The organism is Pseudoxanthomonas gei (genome assembly GCF_010119615.1).
Lineage (GTDB): Bacteria > Pseudomonadota > Gammaproteobacteria > Xanthomonadales > Xanthomonadaceae > Pseudoxanthomonas_A > Pseudoxanthomonas_A gei.
This window is the reverse complement of the sequence record NZ_QOVG01000008.1, coordinates 143,596-169,450: the sequence shown is the minus strand read 5'-3', so window position 1 is coordinate 169,450 and position 25,855 is coordinate 143,596. Positions and strand designations below refer to the sequence as shown.

Annotated in this window: 21 protein-coding genes; 16 read left to right on the top strand and 5 right to left on the bottom strand. The window is 65.2% G+C overall.

All coding sequences use genetic code 11. The features are described from left to right. Window positions 1-125 precede the first annotated feature (125 nt). On the bottom strand, window positions 126-3,260 hold the full coding sequence (locus DT603_RS12710) for an outer membrane beta-barrel protein (protein ID WP_162350263.1): 3,135 nt from the start codon (window positions 3,258-3,260) through the stop codon (window positions 126-128). Window positions 3,261-3,609: 349 nt separating this feature from the next. After that, window positions 3,610-4,305 (bottom strand): AIM24 family protein, encoded by a 696-nt coding sequence (locus tag DT603_RS12705; RefSeq protein WP_162350262.1) that lies wholly within the window; start codon window positions 4,303-4,305, stop codon window positions 3,610-3,612. Between the two features lie 252 nt (window positions 4,306-4,557). On the opposite strand from DT603_RS12705, the gene pyrH reads away from it, so the two are divergent. From pyrH to DT603_RS12640, 13 genes are all read left to right on the top strand, one after another. After that, window positions 4,558-5,283: a UMP kinase gene (gene pyrH, locus DT603_RS12700; protein WP_162350261.1), complete on the top strand. Its 726-nt coding sequence runs from the start codon at window positions 4,558-4,560 to the stop codon at window positions 5,281-5,283. 205 nt (window positions 5,284-5,488) lie between these two features. Next, complete coding sequence (locus DT603_RS12695) at window positions 5,489-6,403, top strand: cation diffusion facilitator family transporter (protein WP_162350260.1); 915 nt, start codon at window positions 5,489-5,491, stop codon at window positions 6,401-6,403. 86 nt (window positions 6,404-6,489) lie between these two features. Next, window positions 6,490-7,047 (top strand): ribosome recycling factor, encoded by a 558-nt coding sequence (gene frr / locus DT603_RS12690; RefSeq protein WP_162350258.1) that lies wholly within the window; start codon window positions 6,490-6,492, stop codon window positions 7,045-7,047. A 25-nt stretch (window positions 7,048-7,072) separates the two neighbouring features. Then, a complete protein-coding gene (uppS, locus tag DT603_RS12685) occupies window positions 7,073-7,831 on the top strand; it encodes a polyprenyl diphosphate synthase (protein ID WP_162350257.1) in 759 nt (252 codons plus the stop codon). Then, entirely contained in the window at window positions 7,828-8,667 is an 840-nt protein-coding gene (locus DT603_RS12680; RefSeq protein ID WP_162350256.1) for a phosphatidate cytidylyltransferase, read from the top strand. Before uppS ends, DT603_RS12680 begins: the two co-directional genes overlap by 4 nt. Further along, complete coding sequence (gene dxr / locus DT603_RS12675) at window positions 8,667-9,851, top strand: 1-deoxy-D-xylulose-5-phosphate reductoisomerase (RefSeq protein WP_162350255.1); 1,185 nt, start codon at window positions 8,667-8,669, stop codon at window positions 9,849-9,851. Before DT603_RS12680 ends, dxr begins: the two co-directional genes overlap by 1 nt. Further along, the gene (gene rseP / locus DT603_RS12670; protein ID WP_162350254.1) at window positions 9,848-11,209 is read left to right on the top strand and encodes an RIP metalloprotease RseP; all 1,362 of its coding nucleotides are present in this window, start codon (window positions 9,848-9,850) and stop codon (window positions 11,207-11,209) included. Before dxr ends, rseP begins: the two co-directional genes overlap by 4 nt. 104 nt (window positions 11,210-11,313) lie before the next feature. Continuing rightward, complete coding sequence (gene bamA, locus DT603_RS12665) at window positions 11,314-13,755, top strand: outer membrane protein assembly factor BamA (RefSeq protein WP_162350253.1); 2,442 nt, start codon at window positions 11,314-11,316, stop codon at window positions 13,753-13,755. A 94-nt stretch (window positions 13,756-13,849) separates the two neighbouring features. Then, window positions 13,850-14,872, top strand: coding sequence for a UDP-3-O-(3-hydroxymyristoyl)glucosamine N-acyltransferase (gene lpxD / locus DT603_RS12660; protein ID WP_162350252.1), 1,023 nt, complete (start codon window positions 13,850-13,852; stop codon window positions 14,870-14,872). Continuing rightward, window positions 14,869-15,324: a 3-hydroxyacyl-ACP dehydratase FabZ gene (gene fabZ / locus DT603_RS12655; RefSeq protein ID WP_162350250.1), complete on the top strand. Its 456-nt coding sequence runs from the start codon at window positions 14,869-14,871 to the stop codon at window positions 15,322-15,324. The genes lpxD and fabZ overlap by 4 nt, the downstream gene beginning before the upstream one ends. Before the next feature lie 2 nt (window positions 15,325-15,326). Continuing rightward, the gene (lpxA, locus tag DT603_RS12650) at window positions 15,327-16,118 is read left to right on the top strand and encodes an acyl-ACP--UDP-N-acetylglucosamine O-acyltransferase (protein ID WP_162350249.1); all 792 of its coding nucleotides are present in this window, start codon (window positions 15,327-15,329) and stop codon (window positions 16,116-16,118) included. 20 nt (window positions 16,119-16,138) lie between these two features. After that, window positions 16,139-17,374 (top strand): lipid-A-disaccharide synthase, encoded by a 1,236-nt coding sequence (gene lpxB / locus DT603_RS12645; protein ID WP_211368423.1) that lies wholly within the window; start codon window positions 16,139-16,141, stop codon window positions 17,372-17,374. Next, entirely contained in the window at window positions 17,371-18,033 is a 663-nt protein-coding gene (locus DT603_RS12640; protein ID WP_162350247.1) for a ribonuclease HII, read from the top strand. Before lpxB ends, DT603_RS12640 begins: the two co-directional genes overlap by 4 nt. Before the next feature lie 130 nt (window positions 18,034-18,163). Here DT603_RS12640 and DT603_RS12635 read toward each other — a convergent pair whose 3' ends face one another. The 3 genes from DT603_RS12635 to DT603_RS16260 all read right to left on the bottom strand — a co-directional run bounded on the left by DT603_RS12635 (window position 18,164) and on the right by DT603_RS16260 (window position 20,989). After that, window positions 18,164-18,424, bottom strand: a complete 261-nt coding sequence (locus DT603_RS12635; protein ID WP_162350246.1) for a hypothetical protein — start codon at window positions 18,422-18,424, stop codon at window positions 18,164-18,166. A gap of 122 nt (window positions 18,425-18,546) precedes the next feature. Further along, on the bottom strand, window positions 18,547-18,792 hold the full coding sequence (locus tag DT603_RS12630) for a hypothetical protein (protein ID WP_162350245.1): 246 nt from the start codon (window positions 18,790-18,792) through the stop codon (window positions 18,547-18,549). Window positions 18,793-18,802: 10 nt separating this feature from the next. Then, complete coding sequence (locus DT603_RS16260; RefSeq protein ID WP_162350244.1) at window positions 18,803-20,989, bottom strand: tetratricopeptide repeat protein; 2,187 nt, start codon at window positions 20,987-20,989, stop codon at window positions 18,803-18,805. A gap of 145 nt (window positions 20,990-21,134) precedes the next feature. Here DT603_RS16260 and DT603_RS12620 point away from each other — a divergent pair, with 145 nt between their 5' ends. The 3 genes from DT603_RS12620 to dnaE all read left to right on the top strand — a co-directional run bounded on the left by DT603_RS12620 (window position 21,135) and on the right by dnaE (window position 25,843). Then, window positions 21,135-21,785: a YkvA family protein gene (locus DT603_RS12620; RefSeq protein WP_162350243.1), complete on the top strand. Its 651-nt coding sequence runs from the start codon at window positions 21,135-21,137 to the stop codon at window positions 21,783-21,785. An 84-nt stretch (window positions 21,786-21,869) separates the two neighbouring features. Then, a complete protein-coding gene (locus tag DT603_RS12615; RefSeq protein WP_162350242.1) occupies window positions 21,870-22,205 on the top strand; it encodes a hypothetical protein in 336 nt (111 codons plus the stop codon). A gap of 77 nt (window positions 22,206-22,282) precedes the next feature. Continuing rightward, window positions 22,283-25,843 (top strand): DNA polymerase III subunit alpha, encoded by a 3,561-nt coding sequence (dnaE, locus tag DT603_RS12610; RefSeq protein ID WP_162350241.1) that lies wholly within the window; start codon window positions 22,283-22,285, stop codon window positions 25,841-25,843. Window positions 25,844-25,855 lie beyond the last annotated feature (12 nt).

The window sequence follows — 25,855 nt, the reverse complement described above, 5'->3', positions numbered from 1 at the left end:
CTCGGTTCGATCGGTGATGACCAAGCATATCGCGTGGACCATCACGCTGCTGAACCGGGCAAAAAAAGGCCGCCCGAAGGCGGCCGACAAGAGAGAGAAGGACTACTGTCTTTTTTGCTAAGCGGTCAGAAGTCGTACTGGACCATGAAGCGGACGCTACGCGGGGCCTGGTAGGCGCGTGGCAGCAGGTAGGTATTCAACGGATTGCCCGTTGCCGAATCCTCAGCCACGTCGCTGACAGCGACGACCTTCTGCGTATTGAACACGTTGAATACGTCCATCTTGAACTGCAGGCCAGGCGCGAACGACGGCCGGTAAGCCACATTCAGATCGAACGTCGTTGTCGTCGGCAATCGACCCGCGGTACCACGGGGGACCGCCGACACGGTGGCGTCATTCGAGGCGCCGTCGGGTGAATTGCTGCAACGCATGAAGCCGGAGCCGTAGGGGTGTGGCGAGTAGTTGGTCTCGCCGAAATTGCCGTCACCGTCCGGATCCGTTCCAGCCGGTTCCGGGAGCAGCGGATTCTGGTCCAGTACGCCCAGGCAGTTGATTGGCCGACCAGTCTGTACAAGCAGGTTGCCGCCCACCGACCACTCGTCGGTCACATCGTAGTTGCCGAAGACTTTCAGGGCGTGGCGACGGTCATTGGGCAGATAGCCTTCCGTATCGACCGTGAGTTCGCGATAGTCGAAGTCCTGGGTGGTATTGGTGTCGCCCTGGCCGATGTCCGACTTCACGCCGCCTTCGGTATTGCCCTTGTTGTAGCCCAGCGTGTAAGACGCCTGGAAGAAGAACTTGTCCCAGCTGCCGTCCAGGAATAGCTCCAGCGCCTTGTACGAACGCTTGGCCTGCGGGCTGAGGCGATCTCCCTCAACCGTGTAGGTGGTGTAGATACCATCGCCGTTGAGGTCGGTGACGATGACGGCGTCCTCGCCCGGATTGAACAGGCGGCAATACGGGAAGCCCGGATTCGGCACCGTGTAGTCCAGCCCGTCCGCATCAGCCAGGTCGGTGATGGCGGTGTAGTCGCAGTTGTCGTCGATGGCCGCCTTCAGCTTGCGGTAGATGCCCCGCGCACCGAAATTCAGGTGGTCGGTCAATGCGCTCTGGAAGCCCAGGATGAACTCGTCCTGGTACATCGGATCCAGGTTCTTGCTGGCGATGGTGTTCGGGTCATGGGCGTTGCCGTCTTCACCGTTGATCAGGTTCAGCGGATTAAGCGGACCGATCAGGATCGGGGCGCCTGTCACCGGATCGACCCCGGAAAAACGGTTGTTGTTGCTGCGCTGGTAGATGGAGGCACTGGAGCCGCGAACGGCGACGCTGGGAGTCAGCGGAAGCGCGTAGCGGCCGGCATTGCCGTAGATCTTCAAGGTCGAATCGCCATTCACGTCCCAGGAGAAGCCGAGGCGCGGGCCGAACTGGTTCTTGATCTTGACGAAGGCCTGGCCGTTTGCATCCAGGTTCTCGAAGGTATCCCAGCGTGCGCCCAGATAGGCCAGGAAATTCTCTGTGACGCTCCAGCTGTCCTCGATGTAGAAAGCCTGCTGCTTGACCTCGAGGGTGGTGCCACGGGCCGTGGTCTGCCGACGGACGACGTCGATTTCATCACCCGTCTGCGCCTTGCCATCGGGACCGTTCTGAGTGGAATAGCGCCACAGCCAGCCACCGGCGTTGGCCTCGCCTGCCACCGATTCGTAGTTGTCGATGTCCACGCCGAAGCGCAACTGGTGCGGGCCCAGGATCCACTCGGCGTCGATGCGGTACTGGTCGCGGGTATCCTCGTTGTTCTCGGCCTGCAGCAAGGCGCCATTGGTCAGGTTGCAGAAGCTGCCATAGGTTCCGGTGATGTCCTGGCGATAGCCGGGACGCAGGTCCAGGATCACCGGGCAACCACCCAGGGCCGTCGTCCCGGTGATGCTGGTCGTATAAGCGGTGGTGATGTCGCCGTTGTAGGTCACCCGCGAACCATCCGGATTTTCAAGATGCTGCTGGCGCTTGAAGACACCATGCCCATACAAAGCCGTCAGGGTGAAGCTGTCGGACAGGTACCCGGTGTACTTGAGCACGTAGTTGTCGCCGCCCTGGGTATCGAACAAGGTCCCCGCATAGGCGCCGCGATCGACTTCGCCCGGGGTGTTGGCGTAGACCCGGGTCTCGGTGTCCTGCTTGTCAGAGAAGGCGGTGAGTTCAAGCTTGTTGCTGTCGTTGATGTTCCAGTCGAACTTGGCCAGCCAGGTCGGATTCTTGAGCGTACCGCTGCGGTTGGTGAAGGCATTCCTGTCACCCCAGGTGTCCGAATCGGTTTTGCCGTACGACAACAGTCCATAGGCGAAAAGCCGGTCCTGTACCAGCGCGCCTCCCGCCCATACGCTCGTAACCAGTTCGTCCTGCGAGTCCTTGCTGTTGTCTTCGGCCAACGTGCCGAAATCGCTGGCCTCCAGGGGATTGGAATAGATGACGTTATCGACGTCCGAGCGCAGCGAATTGGGTGACCAGAACACATTGGCGCCGGCCTTGAACTCGTTGGTGCCCCGCTTGGTGATCTGGTTGACCACCCCGCCCAGCGAACGGCCGAATTCCGCTCCATACCCACCGGTCTTGATCTGTTGCTCAGCGATGGCCTGGAAGGGGACCTTGGAGAAGTTGAGGCTGCGGAACGAGTTGGTGACGTTGAAACCGTTGACGAAATACTGGTTCTCGGCGACCGAGGACCCACCGAACGACGCCAGGTTGCCGAAGGCGTTGTCGCCGCGCACGGTGCCGGGTGCCAGCAGGGCCACGGACGTTGTATCGCGCGGCACCGGGATCTTCTCCAACTGGGCCGACGTCAGGATGGTGGTCGATTCCACCGAGGAAACGTCAATCGGGTTGACCAGCTGCACGCCCCTCACGGTCACCGCGTCCAGATTGACAGCCCCGCCACCGCCGGCCGGACCGAAGTTCACCGAGGCACCCGTGCCTACATTGACCGAGACCTCGCGGGTGGAGGTCGTACCATCGGCGCGCCGCAAGGTGACGCGATAGGTGCCGGGGGAAAGCGCCGAAACTCGGAATGCTCCGTCGCTGCCTACTGAAATTTCACGACTGAAACCCGTGGAGGGGTTTTCGACGAGGACGGTCTCGCCCGGGGGGGCCTGGCCGAACACCGCGCCGGAGGTATTGGATTGTGCATAGACGGTGGAGTTGAAGCACACGCCGAGCGCCAGGGTAAGGGCGCTGCGCCGGAGCGCGCGATTGAAGGTGCGTTTGGACACTGTGATTCCCCGCTGCAGGTTGACTTCACATGGACGTCCGGACGGGCCCGCCCTCCGAAAAACATGACTTTGGTCCTACGACTTTGGCCACACGCCTTAATAACAGGTTAATTAAATGTTGGGATTGGGTTACGTGAGATTATGCCGATAATGTGATGTCTATCACAATTTGTTGGGGAACTTTGCCAAGCTTGGTCACTGCGATGACTTATTGCGCCAGTCCACGGGTCAATGTGGCACCTCTTTCCCACAATTGGTGCAAGCCAGGAAATCTGCCGAATAAACCCCGCGCAAGTAAAAAAAGCCGCGCAACGCGCGGCTTGGGGCAACTACGACACGGCACTGGAAGTCAGTCCTTGACCTGGAAGACCACCTCCTCGTACGGCTGCACCACCACCCATCCATCACCCGCAAATCGCAGCTGCACGCTTTCCCCCGAACCACGGCCAAGCAGTGTTCCGAGCGAAATATCGGTGATGATCTCGGGGGTGAGCCCGCCTGACCAGGCTACGGTCGCATTGGGATCGGTGAACACCGGGCCAGTCTGCGCGTTCACCGGCAGCGTCAACGGCTCGTAATGGGAGGTGATGGCGACAATGCCGCTGCCGCTCAAGCGCACGTTGAACAGGCCGCCGGAAAGCATGCCGGCCACCTTGCGCATCATGGTGATCCTGCTTTCGACGCCTGACTCGACGGCAAGCACGTCGTTGCCGTTGACGAATATCGACTCGCCCCCGAGGCGCAGCAGGGTGATCTTCTTGCCTGCATCGGCCAGGTACACGCGGCCCTGGCCTTCCATCTTCATCAGTTGCATGCCCTCGCCACTGACCATTTTCTTCAGCAGATTGCCCAGGCCCTGCTCCAGGATCCCCTGGCGGGTGAATTTGACGCTGCCCTTGCGCGCGACCATGGAGCCGGCCTTGGCCCACACCAGGCCGTCCAATCGCACCTCCAGCATGTGTGGGCTTTCCAGTTCGAAGGCATCGCCACTTACGTCCTTTTCTTTCGACGACGCCAGGAATTCCTGCAGGGTACGCACGCTCATATTGGTTCCTTGATGATGGATGACTGGCAATACCGTGGCCGCGGCAAAACTTCCTGGCCGCGACTACCTCGTGCCGGCACCGTTCTGGGAGCGCATGCCGACTGGAGGCACAGGCGTCAGCGCGGCTATCGGAGCATGCGGCACCTGCATTGCCCTGAGTCGCCTGTTTTCGCGCTTCATGCAAGCCTTTCGCCTGACGTACCGTATGGCCTCGGCTAGAATGTACCTGCTTCCCCCACGCCAGAGACACCCATGACTGCTCCCCTCGCCTACCGCCGCATCCTGCTCAAATTGTCCGGCGAGGCGTTGATGGGGGCCGAGGACTACGGCATCGACCCGGCTGTGATCGGGCGCATCGCGCGCGAAATCATCGAGGCCCGCGACGCAGGGGCTGAAATCGGCCTGGTCATCGGCGGCGGCAATATCTTTCGCGGTGCCGGGCTGGCGGCCAGCGGCATGGACCGGGTCACCGGCGACCAGATGGGCATGCTGGCCACCGTGATCAACGCGCTGGCCATGCAGGATGCACTGGAAAAGCTCGGCGCCCGCGTACGGGTAATGAGCGCGCTCAAGATCAACGACGTGTGCGAGGATTACATCCGCCGCCGCGCCGTGCGCCACCTGGAAAAAGGCCGCATCGCAATTTTCGCTGCAGGCACTGGCAATCCCTTCTTCACCACGGATTCGGGCGCGGCGCTGCGGGCGATCGAGATTGGCGCCGACCTGCTGCTGAAAGCGACCAAGGTCGATGGAGTTTACGACAAGGATCCGGGCAAGTTCCCCGATGCCGTGCGCTACGACCAGCTGACCTACGACGAGGTGTTGAGTCGCGACCTGCAGGTGATGGATACGGCCGCCTTCGCCCTGTGCCGCGACAGCGACGTGCCCTTGCGTATCTACGATTTGTCGGTGCCCGGCAACCTGATGCGCATCCTGCGTGGCGAGCATATCGGCACGCTGGTGAAAGGCCGGGGCTGAGGGCTGGTGATGCAGCGCCTTCGGCGCTGCGAAGGGTAAAGTCGGCCGCCGCGCGGCCTGCGAAGAGCAAGTGATCAACTAGACCATTGGCCATCAGCCTTAGGCGGGCGGCGAAGCCGTCGACTTCACTGCAAGCGCAGCGACCGACCTCCCAACCTGGGCATGTAATTGTGTCCGCCAGTCCGCATTGGTCACGCTCGAGCCCATGGCACACTCCCACGCACCCCACCTGCCCCATGGATCGGCCAGCCGCGCTTTCGGCTGGGCACTCCTGATCAACCTGGCTTATACCGCGCTCGAAGCGGGTTACGGTTTCCATACCAATTCGCTGGCCCTGCTCTCTGATGCGCTGCATAACCTGGGGGATGTGCTTGGGCTGGGCCTGGCATGGGGGGCGGCGAAGCTGGCGCAACGACCGCCCACGCTGAGCCATACCTATGGCTGGCGGCGCGCGACGCTGTTGTCGCCACTGGCCAACTCGATCCTGCTGATGGTGTTTGCCGGCGCGCTGGGTTGGGAAGCAATCCGGCGCTTCAGCGCGCCGCCATCGATTCCGGCGATCCCGGTGATGGTGGTGGCAGGCATCGGCATCTTCGTGAACCTGGGCGCGGCCTGGCTGCTGCGCGATGGGCACAACCACGACATGAACAAGCGGGGCGCCTTCCTGCATCTGATTGCCGACGCCGCGGTCTCGCTGGCGGCGGTGCTGGCTGGCGCCGGCATGCTGGCGTTCGGCTGGGCCTGGCTGGATCCGGCCATCGCCCTGCTGGTGGGCGTGGTGATCGCGGTCGGCACCTTCGGCCTTCTGCGCGACAGTTTCAATGCCGCCATGGACGCAGTGCCGGACAACATCGACCAGGTCGAGGTCAATGCGTTCCTGAGCTCGCAACCCGGCGTCACTGCGGTGCATCACCTGCATATCTGGCCGCTTGGCGCCCATGAAGTGGCCCTGACCGCCCACCTGGTGCGGGCGCAGGACCACGATCACGACGCCTTCATCGATGCAACCGCGCATGCGCTGGACCAGCGTTTCGGCATCAACCATGCAACCTTGCAGATAGAGCGCGGCCTCGCCTGCGGACACGACCTGCACGATGCGGCGCCGCATCATTCGCATTGACGGCCCGGCGGGACCCGGGCCGGGCCGGATAAACCGCCCACCTCCCGTATAATCGCCGGCTAACTGGATGACGCCGGATAACCGCGATGCTCAACGAAATCAAGAAAGACGCCCAGGCGCGCATGCTCAAGAGCATAGAAGCCTTGCGCCACGACCTGACCAAGCTGCGTACCGGCCGGGCCACGACGGCGCTGGTCGACCACCTGAAGGTCAACTACTACGGCTCTGAAATGCCGTTGACCCAGGTCGCAAGCGTGACCGTCTCCGACGCGCGCTCGCTGACCATCAGCCCCTGGGAAAAGCAGATGGTCTCGGCGGTGGAGAAAGCCATCCTGGCCTCTGACCTGGGCCTGACCCCGAACACGGCCGGCACGGTGATCCGGATCAACATCCCGGCGTTGACCGAAGAACGCCGGCGCGACCTATCCAAGCATGTCCATGGCGAAGGCGAGAACGCCAAGATCGCCGTGCGCAACATCCGCCGTGACGCGAATCAGCAGGTCAAGGACCTGCTGAAGGAAAAGCAGATCACCGAGGACGAGGAAAGCAGGACCCAGGATGAGATCCAGAAGCTCACCGACAAGGCCATCAAGGACGTCGACGAGGTAGTCAAGGCCAAGGAACAGGAACTGATGTCCGTCTGACGCAGTCGCATAACCGATGACTGCCATGCCACCCGCTACCGCCCCCGCAATTCCGCGCCACATCGCCGTCATCATGGATGGCAACGGGCGCTGGGCCGAGCGCCGCCGCCGGCCCCGCATCATCGGCCACCGCGCCGGCGCGCGCGCGGTCAACATCTGCATCGACTTCTGCCTGGAGCGCGGCGTGCGCGCGCTGACGCTGTTCGCCTTCTCGAGCGAGAACTGGGGGCGGCCGCAGGAAGAAGTCGGCGCGCTGATGAAGCTGTTCCTCAACGCGCTTGACCGCGAAGTCGAGGAGCTGGACCGACGCGGCGTGCGCGTGCGCTTCATTGGCGAACGCGAACGCTTCTCCGCCAGCATCCGTGAGCGGATGCATGCGGCCGAACACCAGACCCGTGCCAATACGCGCCTGGACCTGGTGGTCGCCGCCAGTTATGGCGGTCGCCAGGATATAGCCCAGGCCGCGCGGGCGCTCGCCACCGACGTTGCCGAGGGACGCCTGCGCGCCGAAGACATCGACGAAGCCGCCGTGGCCGCGAAGATGGCGCTGGCCGACCTGCCTCCGCCCGACCTGTTCATACGCACGGGCGGTGACCATCGCATCAGCAATTTCCTGCTCTGGCAGCTGGCCTACACTGAATTGTGGTTCACGGAACTGTTGTGGCCAGAACTCGATGCCGCCACCCTGCAGCACGCGCTGGACGATTTCGCCGGTCGCGAACGCCGTTTCGGCCTTACCAGCGCCCAAGTGGCCGACGTCGCCCCGGAGAAAAATCCCGCATGACCAGTACCCGAATCATCACCGCGCTGGTCATGGCACCCATTGCCATCGCCGCCATCCTGATGCTGCACACGCCCTGGCTGGTCGCGCTGGTGGCGCTGTTGTTCCTGATGGGCATGTGGGAATGGTTCAAGCTGGCGGAAATCGACGACACCCTTTCTCGCACCATCCTGCTGCTGGCCAACCTGTTGCTGATGGTGCTGCTGGTATGGGCCTCGGCCGGATCGATGGCCCTGTTCCAGCTTGTCACCCTGATCGGCGCGGCGTGGTGGTGTCTTGCGCTGCTGTGGCTGCGCTACTTCAAGTTTGCTTCCGACCACGAGACCTATGCGCGGGTGTTCAAGCTCGCCGCAGGAACCCTGGCCATCATCCCGGCCTGGTGCGCGCTCGGCCTCATCCATGCCGGCCAGCCGAATGGCCACCGCTGGCTGCTGGCCGCGCTCACCATCGTCTGGGCCGCTGACAGCGGCGCCTACTTCGCAGGCCGCCACTTCGGGGGCCGCCTGTTCGGCAAGCGCAAGCTGGCGCCCCGCATCAGTCCCAACAAGACCATCGAAGGGCTGCTGGGCGGACTGCTGGGCGGCGTATTGGTCGGGCTCGCGTTCGCCTGGTTCGCCGGCCTGGGCTGGCCACAGGTACCGGGATTCATCGCGGTGGCAGTGGTGACCGTGCTGTTTTCAGTCGTGGGTGACCTGTTTGAAAGCCTGCTCAAGCGCCACGTCGGCGCCAAGGATTCAGGCACCCTGATCCCCGGCCACGGGGGCATCCTCGATCGCCTCGATGGCGTGCTTGCAGCCCTGCCCATATTCGCACTGGGCAAGGAACTGTTCGGTTTCTGATGGCTGGCATGCGGCACATCGCGGTATTGGGGGCTACGGGCTCCATTGGCGCTTCCGCGTTGGACGTCATCGCCCGCCACCCCGACCGCATGCGCGCCACGGTGCTTTCCGCAGGCAGCCAGGTCGAAGCGTTGGTCGCGCTATGCCGCACGCACAGGCCCGACCATGCGGTGATAGCGGATGAAGCGCGCTTCGCCGAGCTGCGTGGCGGCCTGCGGGACGCCGGGTTACTCACCCAGGCCCATGCAGGCGCCGACGCGCTGGACGGGCTGGTGGCTGGCGCGGGCTGCGACACGGTTGTCGCGGCCATCGTGGGTGCCGCGGGCCTGCGCTCGACGCTGGCGGCGGCGGCGGCAGGCAAGCGCCTGCTGCTGGCCAACAAGGAATCGCTGGTGTTGGCCGGCGAGCTGCTGATGTCGGTGGCCAACGGCGCAAATGCCGAGATCATCCCGATCGACAGCGAACACAACGCCATCTTCCAGTGCCTTCGTTCACGCGAGACTCAGGGCGATGTGCGGCGCATCGTGCTCACTGCCTCGGGCGGTCCGTTCCGGGGTCGCTCGCGCGATGCCCTGGCCACGGTCACCCCGGCGCAGGCAGTAGCGCATCCCAAATGGTCCATGGGGCCGAAGATCTCGGTCGATTCGGCCACCCTGATGAACAAGGGGCTGGAGTTGATCGAAGCCCACCATCTGTTCGGCGTTCCCGGCGAAAAGCTCGCCGTGCTGGTGCATCCGCAGAGCCTGGTGCATTCGCTGGTCGAATTCGTGGACGGCTCGACGCTGGCACAGCTCGGCCTGCCCGACATGCGCACCTCCCTCGCCGTGGGCCTGGGTTGGCCGCAGCGGATCGAATCCGGCGTGGCCGGGCTGGACCTGCTCACCCAGGGCCGGCTGGATTTCGAAGCACCCGATACCGATGCTTTCCCTTGCCTGCGACTGGCCTGGGAAGCCATGGAAGCCGGCGGCACCGCGCCTGCGGTGCTGAATGCGGCCAACGAAGTGGCGGTTTCAGCCTTTCTTCAGGGCCGGATAGGCTTCCTAGCCATTCCCGCGCTGGTAGAGGACACCCTCGCCCTGCTGCCTGGCGGCCCGGCCGAATCGCTGGAAGCCCTGCTGGCAGTCGATGCGCAGGCACGCCGTCTCACCGCTAGCGCAATCACAGGCCACGCCCTTCCCGCATGAGTGACATCGTTGGCTCAATCTGGTGGATGGTCGTTGCCTTGGGCGTGCTGGTCACGTTCCATGAGTTCGGCCATTACTGGGTCGCACGCCGCTGCGGGGTGAAAGTGCTGCGTTTCTCGGTCGGCTTCGGCAAGCCGCTGTGGTCGCGCCGCAACCGCAACGGCACCGAATTCGCGATAGCCGCGATTCCACTGGGCGGTTACGTGAAGATGCTGGACGAAGCCGAGGGCGACGTCGCCTCATCGGACCTGCCACAGGCCTTCAACCGCAAACCGGTACTGCAGCGCATCGCCATCGTGGCCGCCGGGCCGATCGCCAACCTGGTCCTGTGCGTGGCGCTGTTGTGGGCGATGTTCGTGATAGGGCGGCAGGATTACAGCGCCACGGTGGGCCATGCGCAGGGGCTCGCCGCGCAAGGCGGATTCCAGCCCGGCGACCGCATCGATGCAATTGATGGCCAGTCCGTGTCGACCTGGGGAGACGCCTTGCAGGCGATGACCCTGGCCGCCATGGACCGACGTGACGTGCAGTTCGAAGTGACGGACGGGTTGGGCAACCAGAGGCACCGGGGCCTGGCGCTGTCGGCGCTGCCGGAAGGGTTCGACCAGGAAAACGTGGCCGGCATCGCCGGGTTTGCGTGGCGGCACCAGATGCTGCCGGCCGTCGTCGAAGAGACCGCCCCCGGCTCGCCGGCATCCCGCGTCCTGAAGCCTGGTGACCAGGTCACTGCCCTGGACGGCGACCCGGTCCGCAGCTTCGGCGATCTTTCGCCGCTGGTGCAGAAGCTGGGGGCCAAGGGCGGCGTGGCCATGATCGAGGTGACGCGCGGCGATGAAAGGCTGGCGCTGAACATCAAGCCGCAGTGGACGCGCGACCCGGAATCGGGGCGGGAATACTGGACCGTGGGCATCAAGCCGCCGCAGCAGGCCGCGCCCGCCGCTTACGACGCCGAGCAGCAATTCGGACCGCTTGCAGCAATCCCGATGGCGTTCAGGGAGACCGGAAAGCTGACCTCCAGCTCGCTGGGCATGATCCGCCGCATGCTGACCGGGCAAGCCTCGGTGAAAAATATTTCCGGGCCGTTGACCATCGCGCAGGTGGCCAATGCCACCGCCAAGCGGGGACCGGACTGGTTCCTGTATTTCATGGCCCTGCTCTCCCTGAGCCTGGCCATCATCAACCTGCTGCCTATCCCGGTCTTGGACGGCGGGCACCTGCTGTATTACCTTATAGAGTTGGTCAAGGGCAGTCCGCTCAGCGAACGGGCCATGGCTACCGGGCAATACGTGGGCCTGGCCATGCTGGCCAGCCTGATGGGTCTGGCGTTCTACAACGACATTCTTCGCCTGGTGACCTGATGGCAACGTTTTCCCGGTTTTCCACCGACCTACCGCCGGCTGCACTGCGGCACCCTCCTGCTGCTGCGCAGGCAACACCCGCACTTACCCAATCGGACGTGATGATGACGCGACTCCCCACCCGCCGCCTGCTTGCCCTCGCCCTGGCTTCGGCCATCGCCTTGCCGGCATTGGCGCAGACGACGGAACCAGGCCCGGCCCCGGCCGCCAGCACCAGCGCCTTCACCGCGACCGACATCCGCATCGATGGCCTGCAGCGCATTTCCGCAGGCACCGTGTTGACCTACCTGCCAATCGAGCGCGGTGACACGGTCGACTCGGGCAAGGCCGGCGAAGCGATACGCGCGCTGTACAAAACCGGATTCTTTGAAGACGTCAAGCTCGACCGCCAGGGCGACATCCTGGTGATCACGGTGGCCGAGCGGCCCGCGATCAACAAGCTGACCCTGGCCGGCAACAAGGACATCAAGACCGAGGACCTGATGAAGGGCCTGCAGGACATCGGCCTGGCCGAAGGTGAAACCTTCGACCGCCTGGCCCTGGACCGCGTGACCCAGGAGCTGACCCGCCAGTACAACAATCGCGGCAAGTACAACGTCGAGATCAGCCCGACCGTCGCCCAGCTGGACCGCAATCGCGTCGATGTCACCATCAACGTTAAGGAAGGCAAGGCCGCGAAGATCCGCCACGTCAACCTGGTGGGCACCGAAAAGTTCGAGAACAAGGACATCCTGGACAACTGGGAATCCAGCGAAAGCAACTGGCTGTCCTGGTACCGCCGCGACGACCAGTATTCCAAGGAAAAGCTTTCCGGCGATATCGAGAAGCTGAACTCCTGGTACCTGGATCGTGGCTATGTTGATTTCGCGCTGGATTCCACCCAGGTGGCCATCAGCCCGGACAAGCGCGACATGTACATCACCGCCGGGGTCACCGAAGGCGAGCAATACAAGGTCTCGGACGTCACCGTTACCGGTGACACCGTGCTGCCGGTGGAAGACATCCAGAAGCTGGTGCTGGTGAAGAAGGACCAGGTCTTCTCGCGCGCCTTGCTGGAATACACCTCCGATGCCATCACCGCCACCCTGGGCAACATTGGCTATGCGTTTTCGCAGGTCAATCCGATCCCGACCGTGGATCGCGAGAACCGCACCGTCGCCATCAACCTGCAGGTCGTCCCCGGCCCGCGCGTGAACGTCCGCCGCATCGTGTTCAAGGGCAACACGCGCTCGGCAGACGAGGTACTGCGCCGCGAGATGCGCCAGTTCGAAGGCTCCTGGTATTCGCAGGCGGCCATCGACCGCTCCAAGATCCGACTGCAGCGCCTTGGCTACTTCGAGACCGTGGACGTGGAAACGCCGCCGGTCCCGGGCAGCAACGACGAAGTGGACGTGGTCTTCAACGTCAAGGAAACCACCTCGGGCAGCTTCGTGTTCGGCCTTGGCTACTCGCAGCTGTCGGGCCTGACCACTTCCATCCAGCTTTCGCAGAACAACTTCCTCGGCGGCGGCAACCGGGTCTCGGTGGAGGCACAGCGCAGCGACTACCTGCAGCGCTATTCGTTCTCCTTCGTCAATCCGTTCTTCACCGACGAAGGCATGTCGCTCGGCTACAACCTGTGGTGGCGCGAGTTCGACTACTCCAGCTTCAATACCGCGCAGTACTCGACCACCAGCGCCGCCGCGCAGGGCGTGCTGGGGCTGCCGATCACGGAGAACGACACGGTGTCGCTGCTGTTCGGCATCGACACCAATGAAATCCTGACGTTCCCCGGTTCCACGCCTCGCAGCATCATCGACTACGTCGACGCAGTAGGCAGCCGCACGTTCCATGCATGGCGCACGGAGCTGGGCTGGGCGCGCGATACCCGCAACGATTATTTCATGCCGACCCGCGGCACCTACCAGCGCGTCTCCACTGAAATCACCCTGCCCGGCTCGACGGTCGAGTATTTCAAGCTCAATTACGAGTTCTCCAAGTACTGGCCGCTCAGCCCGTCGCTGGTGCTCAATACGCGCGCCGAGGTCGGATATGGCGACAGCTACGGCAGCGACTCGACACGACTGCTGTGCCGGGTGCCACCGGCCGGGCCAACCACCGGGGCCGACGAAGCCTGTCCGCCTGGCAGCGTGCAAGCCGGCACCGTCACCGCGACCGGACTGCCGTTCTTCGAGAACTTCTATGCCGGCGGCGTGCGCTCGGTGCGTGGCTTCCGCGACAACACCCTGGGTCCGCGCTCGGAATCCATCAGCGGCTACCAGGGCCAACCGCTGGGCGGCTCGCTGAAGACCACTGGCTCGCTGGAAATGTACTTTCCCAAACTGTTCGATTCCAAGGCGGCCCGTATTTCGGCATTCGTGGACTTCGGCAACGTGTTCGCCGGAACCGACAACTTCGATGCGGGCGAACTGCGCGCATCCACCGGCGTGTCACTGTTGTGGCGTGCGCCGGTGGGCCCGATCTCGATCAGCTATGCCTTCCCGTTGCGCAAGGAAGATGGCGACGAGATCGAGCGCCTGCAGTTCACCTTCGGCGGCGCGTTCTGACCACGCGTTGACCCAACTGCACCACTGCAAGGCCCGGACATGTCCGGGCCTTTCTTTTTACCGGGCGCGGTGCAAGAGGCTAAACTGTGCCCTGATGACAGCCTTCCAAGCCACTGCCGATGAACTCGCCCAGCGCTTCGGGTTGATCGTGCACGGCGATGGCACCGTGCCCGTGCATGGCGTGGCGACCCTGTCCGGCGCGGGCCAGGGGCAACTCACCTTCCTGGCCAACAGCCGCTACCGCAACCAGCTTGCAGACAGCCGCGCCTCGGTGGTCATCCTTCGCCAGGAGGACGCGCCCGCGGCGCCGGCCACCGCCTTGATCGCCAAGGATCCCTACACGACCTTCGCCAGGATCGCCGCGCTGTTCGATGCGCCGCCTGTGCGTGAGCCCGGCGTACATGCCAGTGCGGTGATCGATGCTTCCGCCCGTATCGCGCCCTCTGCCCATGTCGGGCCGTTCGTGGTGGTGGGTGCCAACAGCATTATCGGCGAAGGTGCGGTGATTGGTCCCGGCTGCGTGATTGGAGACGACTGCGAGGTCGGCGCCGCAACCGAACTCATCGCACGCGTGACCCTGGTGACGCGCGTACGCATCGGACAACGGGTGCGGGTGCATCCGGGCGTGGTGCTCGGCGCCGATGGTTTCGGCCTGGCCATGGACGCAGGCCGATGGATCAACGTGCCGCAACTGGGTGGCGTGCGCATCGGCGACGACTGCGAGATCGGTGCGAACACCTGCATCGACCGCGGCGCCCTCGAGGACACGGTGCTGGAGGAAGACGTGCGCCTGGACAACCTGATCCAGGTCGGCCACAACGTGCATATCGGCGCGCATACGGCGATGGCCGGGTGCAGCGCCGTTGCCGGCAGCGCGAAAATAGGACGCTACTGCCTGATCGGCGGCGCGGCCGGCGTGCTCGGGCACCTGGAGATCTGCGACAAGGTCACCATCACTGCCATGTCGCTGGTCACCAGTTCCATACGCGAACCCGGCCAGTACTCCTCCGGGACCCCGCTCACCGACAACCGCAGCTGGCGGAAGAATGCCGCGCGTTTCAAGCAACTCGATGCACTGGCGCGACGCGTGCAAGCCAATGAGAAGGAACAACCATGAGCCACCACTTCCAGCTACCCCTCGACGCCGCCGGAATCCAGAAGCTGCTGCCACACCGCTATCCATTCCTGCTGGTCGACCGGGTGGTCGAGCTGGAGGCGGACAAGCGCATCCTGGCCTACAAGAACGTGACCCAGAACGAGCCCTTCTTCACCGGCCACTTTCCCGGCAAGCCCATCATGCCCGGGGTGCTGATCATCGAGGCGCTGGCCCAGGCCGGCGGCCTGCTGACCCAGCTTTCGCATGACGGCCAGACCGCCGGGCGCATGTTCTACATGGTCAAGGTCGACAACGCGCGCTTCAAGAAGATGGTGGTGCCCGGCGACCGCCTGGACCTTGAAGTCAGGCTCAAGCGGCTGATCCGGAACATGGCCCTGTATGAAGGCGTAGCCAGCGTCGATGGCGCCGAGGTCGCGTCGGCCGAAGTGCTGTGCGCCGAGGACCGGAGCTGAGCATGGCCGGCGACAGTGATCGGATCCATCCCAGCGCCTTCATAGATCCTGCCGCCAGGCTGGCGCCCGACGTGCGCGTGGGAGCCTTCACCCTGATCGGGGCGGACGTGGAAATCGGCGAAGGCTGCGTCATAGGGCCCCATTGCAGCATCACCGGACCTACCCGCATCGGCCGCGACAACCACTTCATCGGGCACGCCGCGATCGGCGGAGATCCGCAGGACAAGAAGTACCAGGGCGAACGCACCGAGCTGGTCATCGGCGACCGCAATATCGTGCGCGAATTCGTCACCATCAGCCGTGGCACGGTCACCGGCAGCGGCGTCACCCGCATCGGCAACGACAACTGGCTGCTTGCCTACACCCACGTGGCGCACGACTGCCTGATCGGAAGCCACTGCGTGTTCTCCAATAATTCCACGCTGGCCGGCCACGTGGAAGTCGGTGACTGGGTGATCACCAGCGGCTTCGCCGGCGTGCACCAGTTCTGCCGTATCGGCGCCCACGCCTTCCTCGGCATGGGCGTGCTGATCAGCGGGGACGTGCCCCCGTACACCATGGTGGCCACCGAAGCGCAGGGACGTCCGCGAGGCATCAACAGCGAAGGCCTCAAGCGCCGTGGCTTCGATGCCGCGCGCATCAGCGCGATCAAGCGCGCCTACCGCACCTTGTACGTCGCCGGCCTGCCGCTGGCCGAAGCCAGGCTGCAACTCGAAGAACAGGCACGTGACAGCGCCGACGTGCGCGCGTTGCTGGACTTCATCGAAAGCGGCGAACGGCCCCTGCTGCGATGAGTGGTGGGCGGGACCGCACGATGACGGGCAACGACGAACAGTCGCCGACCCTGTCGGAGCTGTCCACGCAGCAGGACCTGTTGCAACCTGCGAAACGGCCCAGGCGCATCGCGCTGGTGGCGGGCGAAACTTCCGGCGATGCCCTGGGCGCCGGCCTGGTCAAGGAGTTGCGCAAGCGTTTCCCCGATGCGGAATTCGCCGGTATTGGCGGCAAGGCCATGCGCGAGGCCGGTTGCGACACCTGGCATGACGCGGGCGAGCTTGCGGTCATGGGCCTGTCGGAAGTCCTGCGCCACCTGCCGCGCTTGCTCAGGCTGCGGCGTGGCTTCCGTACGCGGGTGCTGAAATGGCAGCCCGATGTTTTCATCGGCATCGATGCGCCCGACTTCAACCTGGGCGTGGAGCGCTGGCTCAAGCAGCGCGACGTGCGCACCGTGCATTACGTCAGCCCCTCGGTATGGGCGTGGCGGGAAAAGCGTGCGCAGAAGATCGGGGCCAGCGCGGACCTGGTGCTGTGCCTGTTTCCGATGGAACCCCCGATCTACGCGCGCCATGGCATCGATGCGCGCTTCGTCGGCCATCCGATGGCCGATGACATGCCGATCGAACCCGACCAGGCTGGCGCGCGACAGGCAGTGGGCCTGCACGCCCATGCGCCAGTGCTTGCCGTATTGCCCGGCAGCCGCCTCGGCGAGATCGGGCGATTGGGGAAGATATTCCTGGAGGCGGCGCGGCTGGTATCCCAGGCTGTTCCCGACCTGCAGGTGGTCGTGCCCGCGGCCAATGCCGATTGCCGCCAGGCGCTGCAGCCGCAGCTGGACCAGGCAGGATTCGACAGCCCGCCGCGACTGCTCGACGGACGCGCGCGCGAGGCCATGGTGGCGGCCGACGTGGTGTTGCTGGCCTCGGGCACCGCGACGCTGGAGGCGATGCTGGCCAAGCGTGCCATGGTGGTCGGTTACAAGGTGGCCCCGCTCACTTACCGCATCGTCAAGGCCTTCGGCATGCTGAAGGTGGAACGCTATGCGCTTCCCAATGTGCTGGCCGGCAGTGACGTGGCGCCGGAACTGATGCAGGACGACTGTACCCCGCAGAACCTGGCCGCCGCCGTGCTCAATCAGCTGCAGCATCCGGCGATCACCAGCGCACTGCAGCCACGCTACCGCGAGTTGCACCAGGTCCTGCGCCAGGACGCGTCGGCACGTGCCGCCGACGCCATCGCGGGCATGCTGCGAGCCAGCAGGTTCTCGCCATGAACCAGCATTCGCTCGATTTCCCGGTCGCCGCAATCACCGAGCGCGCGGTCCTGGTGGCCGGCGTGGACGAGGCAGGCCGCGGCCCGCTTGCAGGCCCGGTGGCGGTAGCCGCCGTGGTCTTCGATCCGGGCCGTTCGCGCATCAACGGCCTGGACGACTCCAAGCAGCTCACCCCCGCGCGGCGCGAGCTGCTTTATTCGCGCATCGTCGAACGCGCCCTGGCCTGGCGGGTGGTACTGGTGCAGGCCGATGAGATCGACCGCATCAACATCTACCAGGCCACCATGCTGGGAATGCGCATGGCGGTCGAGGGCGTCGCCCATGTCGCAGGACTGGCCCGCATCGACGGCAATGCCGTGCCCAAGGGCCTGCCGTGCCGGGGCGAGGCGCTGATCGGCGGCGATCGCCTGGACCGGGCCATCATGGCTGCTTCGATCATCGCCAAGGTCACCCGGGACCGCCTGATGGTTTCCATGCACGACGAATTCCCCGCCTACGGCTTCGACGTCCACAAGGGCTATGCCACGCCCTCGCACCTGGCCGCCCTGGCCTTGCATGGTCCCTGCGCCCATCATCGGCGCAGCTTCGCGCCGGTGATGCGTGCACAGGCCCTCAAGGACGGAACCCTGCCTGCCGGGACCGGCCACCCCCTGGACTGACCTGCACGCACTGAGGGCGCGCGGATCCCGGTTGGAATGCAGCTCCGGCGTGCCTGGCGTATAGACAACCCATTACGCGACAGACATGCAGGCGACGCGCCCCCTGGCAGTGTTCCCGGATTGTCCGGATCTAGGACTCGCAGGACGCGGCGAACTCTTCCCGGAACGCTCCGAGCTGGAGGCGATCGCTCTCAAGCTGGTCCTCAAGCTCCTGTATGTCCGCCTTCAGTTCGTTGATCTGGATCAGGTCGGGATTCGGCTGGCTTTGCAGCTTCTGGATGCGCTGCCTCAGGCTCCGGATCCGGCGCTCCTTGGCCTTGATCTCTTCCTCGATAAGCTTGATGGCCCTGGCCATCATGTTGCAGACACTGCGTAACGGCTCGCTGGCCATGGCCTTGCTCCTGCTTGTTGATATCGACATGCCGTGATCGGCACGGCCTGACCGGCTGGGCCATCCACGAAGGCAATGCCACGCCTCGCATCTGGCCGCGTCGGCCGGGCCGCGCGCCGTTGCTACTGGGGATGCCCACCCGGACCCACGACGATGGCACCGGCCACGCCCTGCTTCACGTCGGCGTTGATGACCAACGCCCGGGTCTCATCGATCCTGCGCGCGAACTGCACCTCCATAAAACCCGGCCGCGGGCCAGGCCCGACCTTCGGCACCGATGCAATGGTGATGCGGATCTCGATGAATTCCCCGCCGTCCAGCGGGATGCGTATCAGTTGCTCATGCAGGATGTTGTCTTCGTCGCTCATCTCGTTCTCCTCATGTGGCCCCGTGGCGGGTGCTCGGGGCGAATGCCTGGGTCTTGACTGGAAGCGGGGCGCCGGTCGCAGTGGCGACGCGGCGAAGGATCGGATTGCCATTGATCCGGTATTCGACGATGCCTGCGGCACGCGCTGCGGCGATGCGGCTACGGGCCTGTTCGTATTCGCCCAGCAGCACCAGGGTCTGGGCGTTGTAGAGGGCCACTTCGCCGGGCTCGCCACCCAGCGCCTCCGAACGGGCGAGCAATTGCCGCGCCAATCGCGGCTGGCCGAGGTTGGATTGATACCAGGCCAGGGCCGCAACCACCTTGGCGTCATCGGACTTGATTTCCAGATAGCGCTGCGCGCGCCCGACCGCCTGCTGGAACGCCGCCGGCGCCTGGCTTGCCGTGGCCGGATCGGCCAGCAGGGCCTGGGCCAGGTTGCCCCAGGTCGTGTGGTCGGATGGATCCAGTTGCACGGCGCGCCGCTGCAAGGCCACGGCTTCGGCATAGCGGCCCGAGAGGTATTTGATCTCGCCCAGGTTGGTCAGCGCCGCATAACCCGGCTTGATGGAGATGGACCGGGACAGTGCGCGCTCGGCTTCGGGCACCTTGCCCGCGGTCAGGTATACGCCGCCCAGGTAACTCCAGAGATCAACATCGTCCGGCTGCAATTCGACTGCCTTGCGATACGAGGCGATGGCTTCGGGCAATCGCCCCGCCAGGAAATGCCGGTAGCCGATCTGGGCGTGGATACGGGCATTTCCGGGACGCAGTGCCAGGGCGCGGTTGAAGTAGTCCATGGCCTGGGCGTCGCGCCCCTGCTCGGCATGCACGATGGCAATGCCCACGTAGGCCGCAGGGCGGCTGGCCGGATCGGACTGCGCCTTGGTGTAGTAGTCGATGGCTTTTCCGTACTCGCCGTCAGCGTGGTGCAGTTCGGCCAGGGCCAGGTTGACCTCGCCCAACCCCGCGTCCATGGCCCGGGCCCGTTCGCAACTCACCTGGGCGCGGCCGAAGGCGGCGGCATCGTGGCGGTTGATGAAGTCGGCGACCTCCGCGCGGCAGATTCCCGCCTGTGCCCGCGAGAACTTGCGGTCGGTCGACAGCGCCTGGTTGAAGTAGGTGATCGCGTTGCGCGCGTCGCCGCCGGAGCCGGCCTGCAGCAACTGCTGGAGGCCACGCAGGTAGGCATCGAAAGCAGCCGCGTTGGTGGTTGGGGTCAGGCGTTTTTCCATCGTCCCGCCCTGCCTGGGCAACACGCCCAGCAAGGACTGCACCACCTGGTTGGCGATTTCGACCTGGGTGGCGAAGACGTCGGAAAGCTGGCGGTCGTAGCTGTGGCTCCAAAGGGTGAACCCGGTGGAAGTATCGGACAGGCGCGCATTGATGCGGACCCGTTGCCCTTCGCGCCGGACGCTGGCATCGAGCACGGTGGCCACGCCCAGGTTCCTGCCCAGCGCCTTGACGTCCGAAGCGCCGGCCTTGGCCGGCGGCGACGAAATCTGCGCGGCCACCTTGATGCCTTCGACGCCGGCCAGGGCGTCATGCATTTCCACCGCCAGGCCCTCGGCGAAGTAATCGTCGTCCTTGTTGCCGCCCAGGTTGGTGAAAGGCATCACCGCGATGGAAGCCTGGGCGGGTGCAACCCGCTCGGCGAAGCGGTCACGGACCAGCCAGGCCACGGCGAGCGCGGCGGCCAGCAACCAGGGCAGCGGGGATTTCCACCAGGACCGGTCGCTGGCGGGAACGGGGCCCGGCGGCTGCACGTCCGCGATGGCTGTTCCGGCAGCTGCCGCAGGTGCTTCGACAGAGGCGCTTGCCGGCTCGACCGGCTGCGCCGGCACCGCGCCGGGTTCATCGACCAGTTCGCCTACGAACCGGTAACCCACTGCATGCTGGGTCTGGATGTAATGCGCCTGGCCGCGGTCATCCAGGGCCATGCGCAACTGGGCGATGGCCCGGGTCAATACGCCCGGAGTGACGTGCCGATGGCCCCATACCGCATCCAGCAGTTCGTCGCGCGGAACCAGCTGGCCGGCGTGGCGCAGCAGCACCAGCAACACCGAGAAGGCCTTGGGTTCCACGGCCACCGGCTCGCCGTTGCGGCTGATCGTGTAGGCGACCGCATCCACGAGGATGTCGCCGAAGCGGTATCGCTCTGCCCCCGGGGTGCCTGCGTTGGTGCCAGAACCGGCCTCCACGGCATTTCCTCATGGAAACCTCGCAATCCAGCGCAAAGGCTGGCGGAAGCTTCGTGTCCGCCTCATGACCGGTCCATCGATCCGGAGGAGGCTGGTCACGCACCCAAGCGGTGCCTTCCCCCGCATCCCTTACCGGAGAACCATCATGTCCACCAACGCCAATCACATCGAATCCCTGCCACAGGTGCTGTTGCGGGCAACCAGCCCCAGCCGCCCCGGGCGCCGCCGCCGCATCGGCAGCTTCCGTCTCAGCAGCCTGGACATGGACCGTTTCAACGCGCTGCTTGCGTCCCTGGCCGGTGACCGGGCCCCGCTCGACTGCGACCAGGTGGTGACCGCCGCGCGTGCCCTGGCCGATGCTTCTGGTCCACAGTCCACGCCCGCCTGCATCCGCCAGCGGCTGGAACAGGCAGGCGCGCTGACGGCGATGCTGGCCGACCGCGGCTGGCAGCCGGCCAATGAGGCCGTCGAACCAGCCAGTGCCGTGTTGGGCTATCTCGGTGGGCAGGACGAGCTCATCCCCGACTGGATACCCCAGGTAGGCCAGCTGGACGACGCCATCCTCATCGATGCCGCCTGGCCGCGACTGGCCGCCGAGGTGCTGAGCTACCAGGACTTCTGCCGCCTGCGCCAGGTCGAAGCCCAGCTGCACCAGCAGGAGATCACCGCCTTCCGTTTCGACCGCAGGGACTGGGAATGCGCCCGCCGCGCCGAGGCAGGCCTGCATGAACACCAGCGCCGCGTGCGCAACAGCAGCTATGTGCCCGAGGTCGCCGGCCTGTTTCGCGTCCATTGAACCCCGCACACCCCACCGCAAAGCCCTTCTTCCGGCCACCCCGCCAACACGGGGTGGCCGCGGAATCCGTACCGAGGGTTGGCCATGCCCATTGCATACCGGCGGCCCGATGCGTACCCCACCCTGCATCGGCCCCTGCCATTCCGGGAACCAGACGATGATCGCCTGCAATTGCTGAGGTCGATCCTTGCCGACCGTTGCTGGTCGTGCCCACCGTGCGTACGCGCGCAACTGCTGCAGGTGCTCGCCAGCGCCGCAGGCAACGGCAGCACGAGCGAACATGCATGGATGACGCTGGCCGAAGAACTGGCGCGCTACCTGCTTTATCGCCGCACCGGCCAACAGGAAAGCGCGCTGCTGGAGTGGCAGCGTCCCCGCCGCCAGCACCGGCATGCAATGGCTCAACGCTGCGAAGCCTGATGCAGCAAGGTCCAGGCGCCGCCGCCGGACTGTCAAGCCTTGTTCGACCCCACCCCTCCCGCTACCCTGCTAGCGGTATGTCGTCCCGCTTCATCCACCTCCACCTGCACACCGAATTCTCGCTCGCGGATTCGACCATTCGCGTGCCCGAAAAACCCGATGAGGCGCGTCCGGACAAGGCCAAGCGGCCCAACCTGCTGAGCCGCGCGGTGGAGATGCGGCTGCCTGCGCTGGCGGTGACCGACCGCAACAACCTGTTCGCGCTGGTCAAGTTCTACAAGGCCGCCGAATCGGTGGGCATCAAGCCCATCGCCGGCGCCGACATCAGCATCATCGACGGCAAGGAAAGCCCCTGGCAACTGACGTTGCTGTGCCGCGACCACAGCGGCTACCTGTCGCTGTCGCGATTGCTCACCCGCGCATGGCTGGAAGGCCACCACGCCGATGGCGTGGCGATAAACCCGCAATGGCTGCACGAGGATTGCGAAGGCCTGTTCGCCATTGCGGGACGCCACAGCCTGGCCGGTCGCCTGGCCGCCGCCGGACGCCACGAACATGCCGAGCAGCAACTCGCCGACCTGCAGCGCAGCTTCGGCGAAAACCTGCACCTGGAAATCACCCGCACCCAGCGCGATGGCGAAGATGCTTTCAATGCATTCGCCCTGCATGCCGCTTCCACCCGCGGCCTGCCGGTCATCGCCAGCAACGACGTGCGATTCCTCGACCGCGACGGTTACGACGCGCACGAGGCGCGCGTGTGCATCTCCACCGGGCGCGTGCTCGACGACCCCAAGCGGCCGCGTGAATACAGCGCCGAGCAATACCTGAAATCGCCAGACGAAATGGCGGCGCTGTTCGCCGACGTGCCCGACGCGATCGACAATACCTGGGCACTGGCGCAGCGCTGCAACCTGGAGATGCGGCTGGGCAACTACTTCCTGCCCGCCTACCCCGTGCCGGGCGAAGAGACGCTGGACAGCTGGATCCGCAGGCTTTCCCACGAGGGCCTGGAGGCGCGCCTGCAGAAGAGCCCGCTGGCGCCGGGACACACCCGCGAAGATTACGTGGCACGGCTGGACTTCGAGCTGGACACCATCTGCAAGATGGGTTTCCCCGGCTACTTCCTGATCGTGGCCGACTTCATCCAGTGGGGAAAGAACCACGGCATTCCGATCGGCCCCGGACGCGGCTCCGGTGCCGGCTCGCTGGTGGCCTGGGCGCTGCTGATCACCGACCTGGATCCCCTGCCCTACGGCCTGCTGTTCGAACGCTTCCTCAACCCGGAACGCGTGTCGATGCCGGACTTCGACATCGACTTCTGCATGGACCGCCGCGACGAGGTGATCGACTACGTCGCCGCCAAGTACGGCCGCGACCGGGTCAGCCAGATCATCACGTACGGCACCATGGCGGCCAAGGCCGTGGTCCGCGATACCGGCCGCGTGCTCGGCTTCCCGTACGGCCTGGTCGATGGCGTGGCCAAGCTCATCCCGATGACGCTGGGGGTGACCCTGAAAGACGCGATGGGCGAAGGCAAGAGCGACATGGTGTCGCAGGAGCTGATCGACCGTTACCGCGACGAAGACGACGTCCGCGACCTGATCGACCTGGCGCGCGAGCTGGAGGACCTGACCCGCAACGCCGGCAAGCATGCCGGCGGCGTGGTGATCTCGCCCACGCCGCTGTCCGACTTCTGCCCGCTGTTCGCCGAACACGATGAGGGCGCGCGCGGCAGGAACCCGGTGACCCAGTTCGACAAGGACGACGTCGAAGCCGTCGGCCTGGTCAAGTTCGACTTCCTGGGCCTGCGCACACTGACCATCATCGACTGGGCGGTGAAGGCGATCAACCAGCGCCACTCGCGCGCGGGCCTGCCGCCGGTGGACATCACCACGATCCCGCTGGACGACGCCAGCGTCTATCGGGACATCTTCGCCAACGGCAACACCGGCACCGTGTTCCAGTTCGAATCCTCGGGCATGCGCCGGGCCCTGAAGGAAGCCAAGCCCGACCGCTTCGAGGATCTGATCGCGCTGAATGCGCTGTACCGCCCCGGCCCGATGGACATGATTCCCTCGTTCGTCGAGCGCAAGCACGGGCGCGAGCAGTTCGAATATCCCGACCCGCGCACCGAGGTCATGCTCAAGGAGACCTACGGCATCATGGTCTACCAGGAGCAGGTCATGCAGATGGCGCAGATCGTCGGCGGCTACTCGCTGGGCGGCGCCGACCTGCTGCGCCGCGCGATGGGCAAGAAGGTGCCGGCCGAGATGGCCAAGCACCGCGAGATCTTCCGCGAGGGCGCCGGCAAGGACGGCGTGAGCCAGCGCAAGGCCGACGAGATCTTCGACCTGATGGAGAAGTTCGCCGGCTATGGTTTCAACAAGTCGCACGCGGCCGCCTATTCACTGGTCGCCTACCAGACTGCCTGGCTGAAGAAGCACTACCCGGCCGAGTTCATGGCCGCTACGTTGTCCTCGGACATGGACAAGACCGACAAGGTCGTGGCCTTCCTCGATGAATGCCGCACCCTGGAACTGGAAGTGCTGCCGCCGGAGGTGAATGCGTCCGAATACATGTTCGTGGCCACCGATCCGCGCACCGTGCGCTATGGGCTGGGCGCCATCAAGGGCGTCGGCCGTGGCGCCTGCGAAGCGATTTCCATCGAACGCGCCCAGCGCGGCGCATTTGGTGACCTGCTGGATTTCTGCAAGCGCGTGGATTCCTCCAAGTTGAACCGGCGCGCGCTGGAAGCGCTGGTCAATGCGGGTGCGCTGGATGCGCTGGGCAGCAACCGCGCGTCGCTGATGCTGCAATTGCCGGAGGTGGTGAAGGCCACCGACCAGCTGGCCAGGGAACGCGACGCCGGCCAGGTCTCGCTGTTCGGCGGCGGTGGCGACGCAGCGCCGGCGCTGGAAGTCCACCTGACCGAAGTGGCGGAATGGCCGCTGTCGCAGAAGCTTGCCGGCGAGCGCGAGACCCTGGGTCATTACCTCAGCGGGCATCCGCTGGATCCGTATCGCGACGACCTGCGTTCGCTGGTCGGCACCGACCTGGGCGAACTGGACAAGCTGTGGAGCGGCGCGCCACAAAGCGAGAAGAAGGGCTGGCGTCCCGAAGTCGGCGTGGTCATCGCCGGGCAAGTGGTCGCGCTGCGCAAGAAGGGCGACAGCCAGGTGTTCGTGCAACTGGAGGACGGGCGCGGGCGCATCGAGTGCAGCGTATTCGCCGAGGCGTATGCAGAGCTTGCGCCGCTGCTGACCCGCGACCGCATCCTGGTCGTCCAGGGCGGCCTGCGCGAGGACGAGTTCAGTGGCGGCTTCAGCCTGCGCGTGCGCAAGTGCTGGGACTACGCGCAACTGTGCGGCAGCCATGCCCAGCGCCTGTCGCTGCGCCTGGACATGCGCGTGCCTGGGGTGTGGGATCGCATCGATGCGCTGCTGGCCCGGCACCGTCCTGGCGCGACCCCGCTGCGCCTGGACCTGGTGCTGAAATCGGGTGAACGCGGCGTCGCCGGCGTGCTGGACTTGAACGGACCCAAGTCGGTGCGGGTGGACACCGAACTGCTGGATGCGCTGCGTGCGCAGCCCGGCGTGCGCACGGTCAAGGTGGCAATAAGCCGGCCCTGGGCCAACTAGCCAGCCCTACCC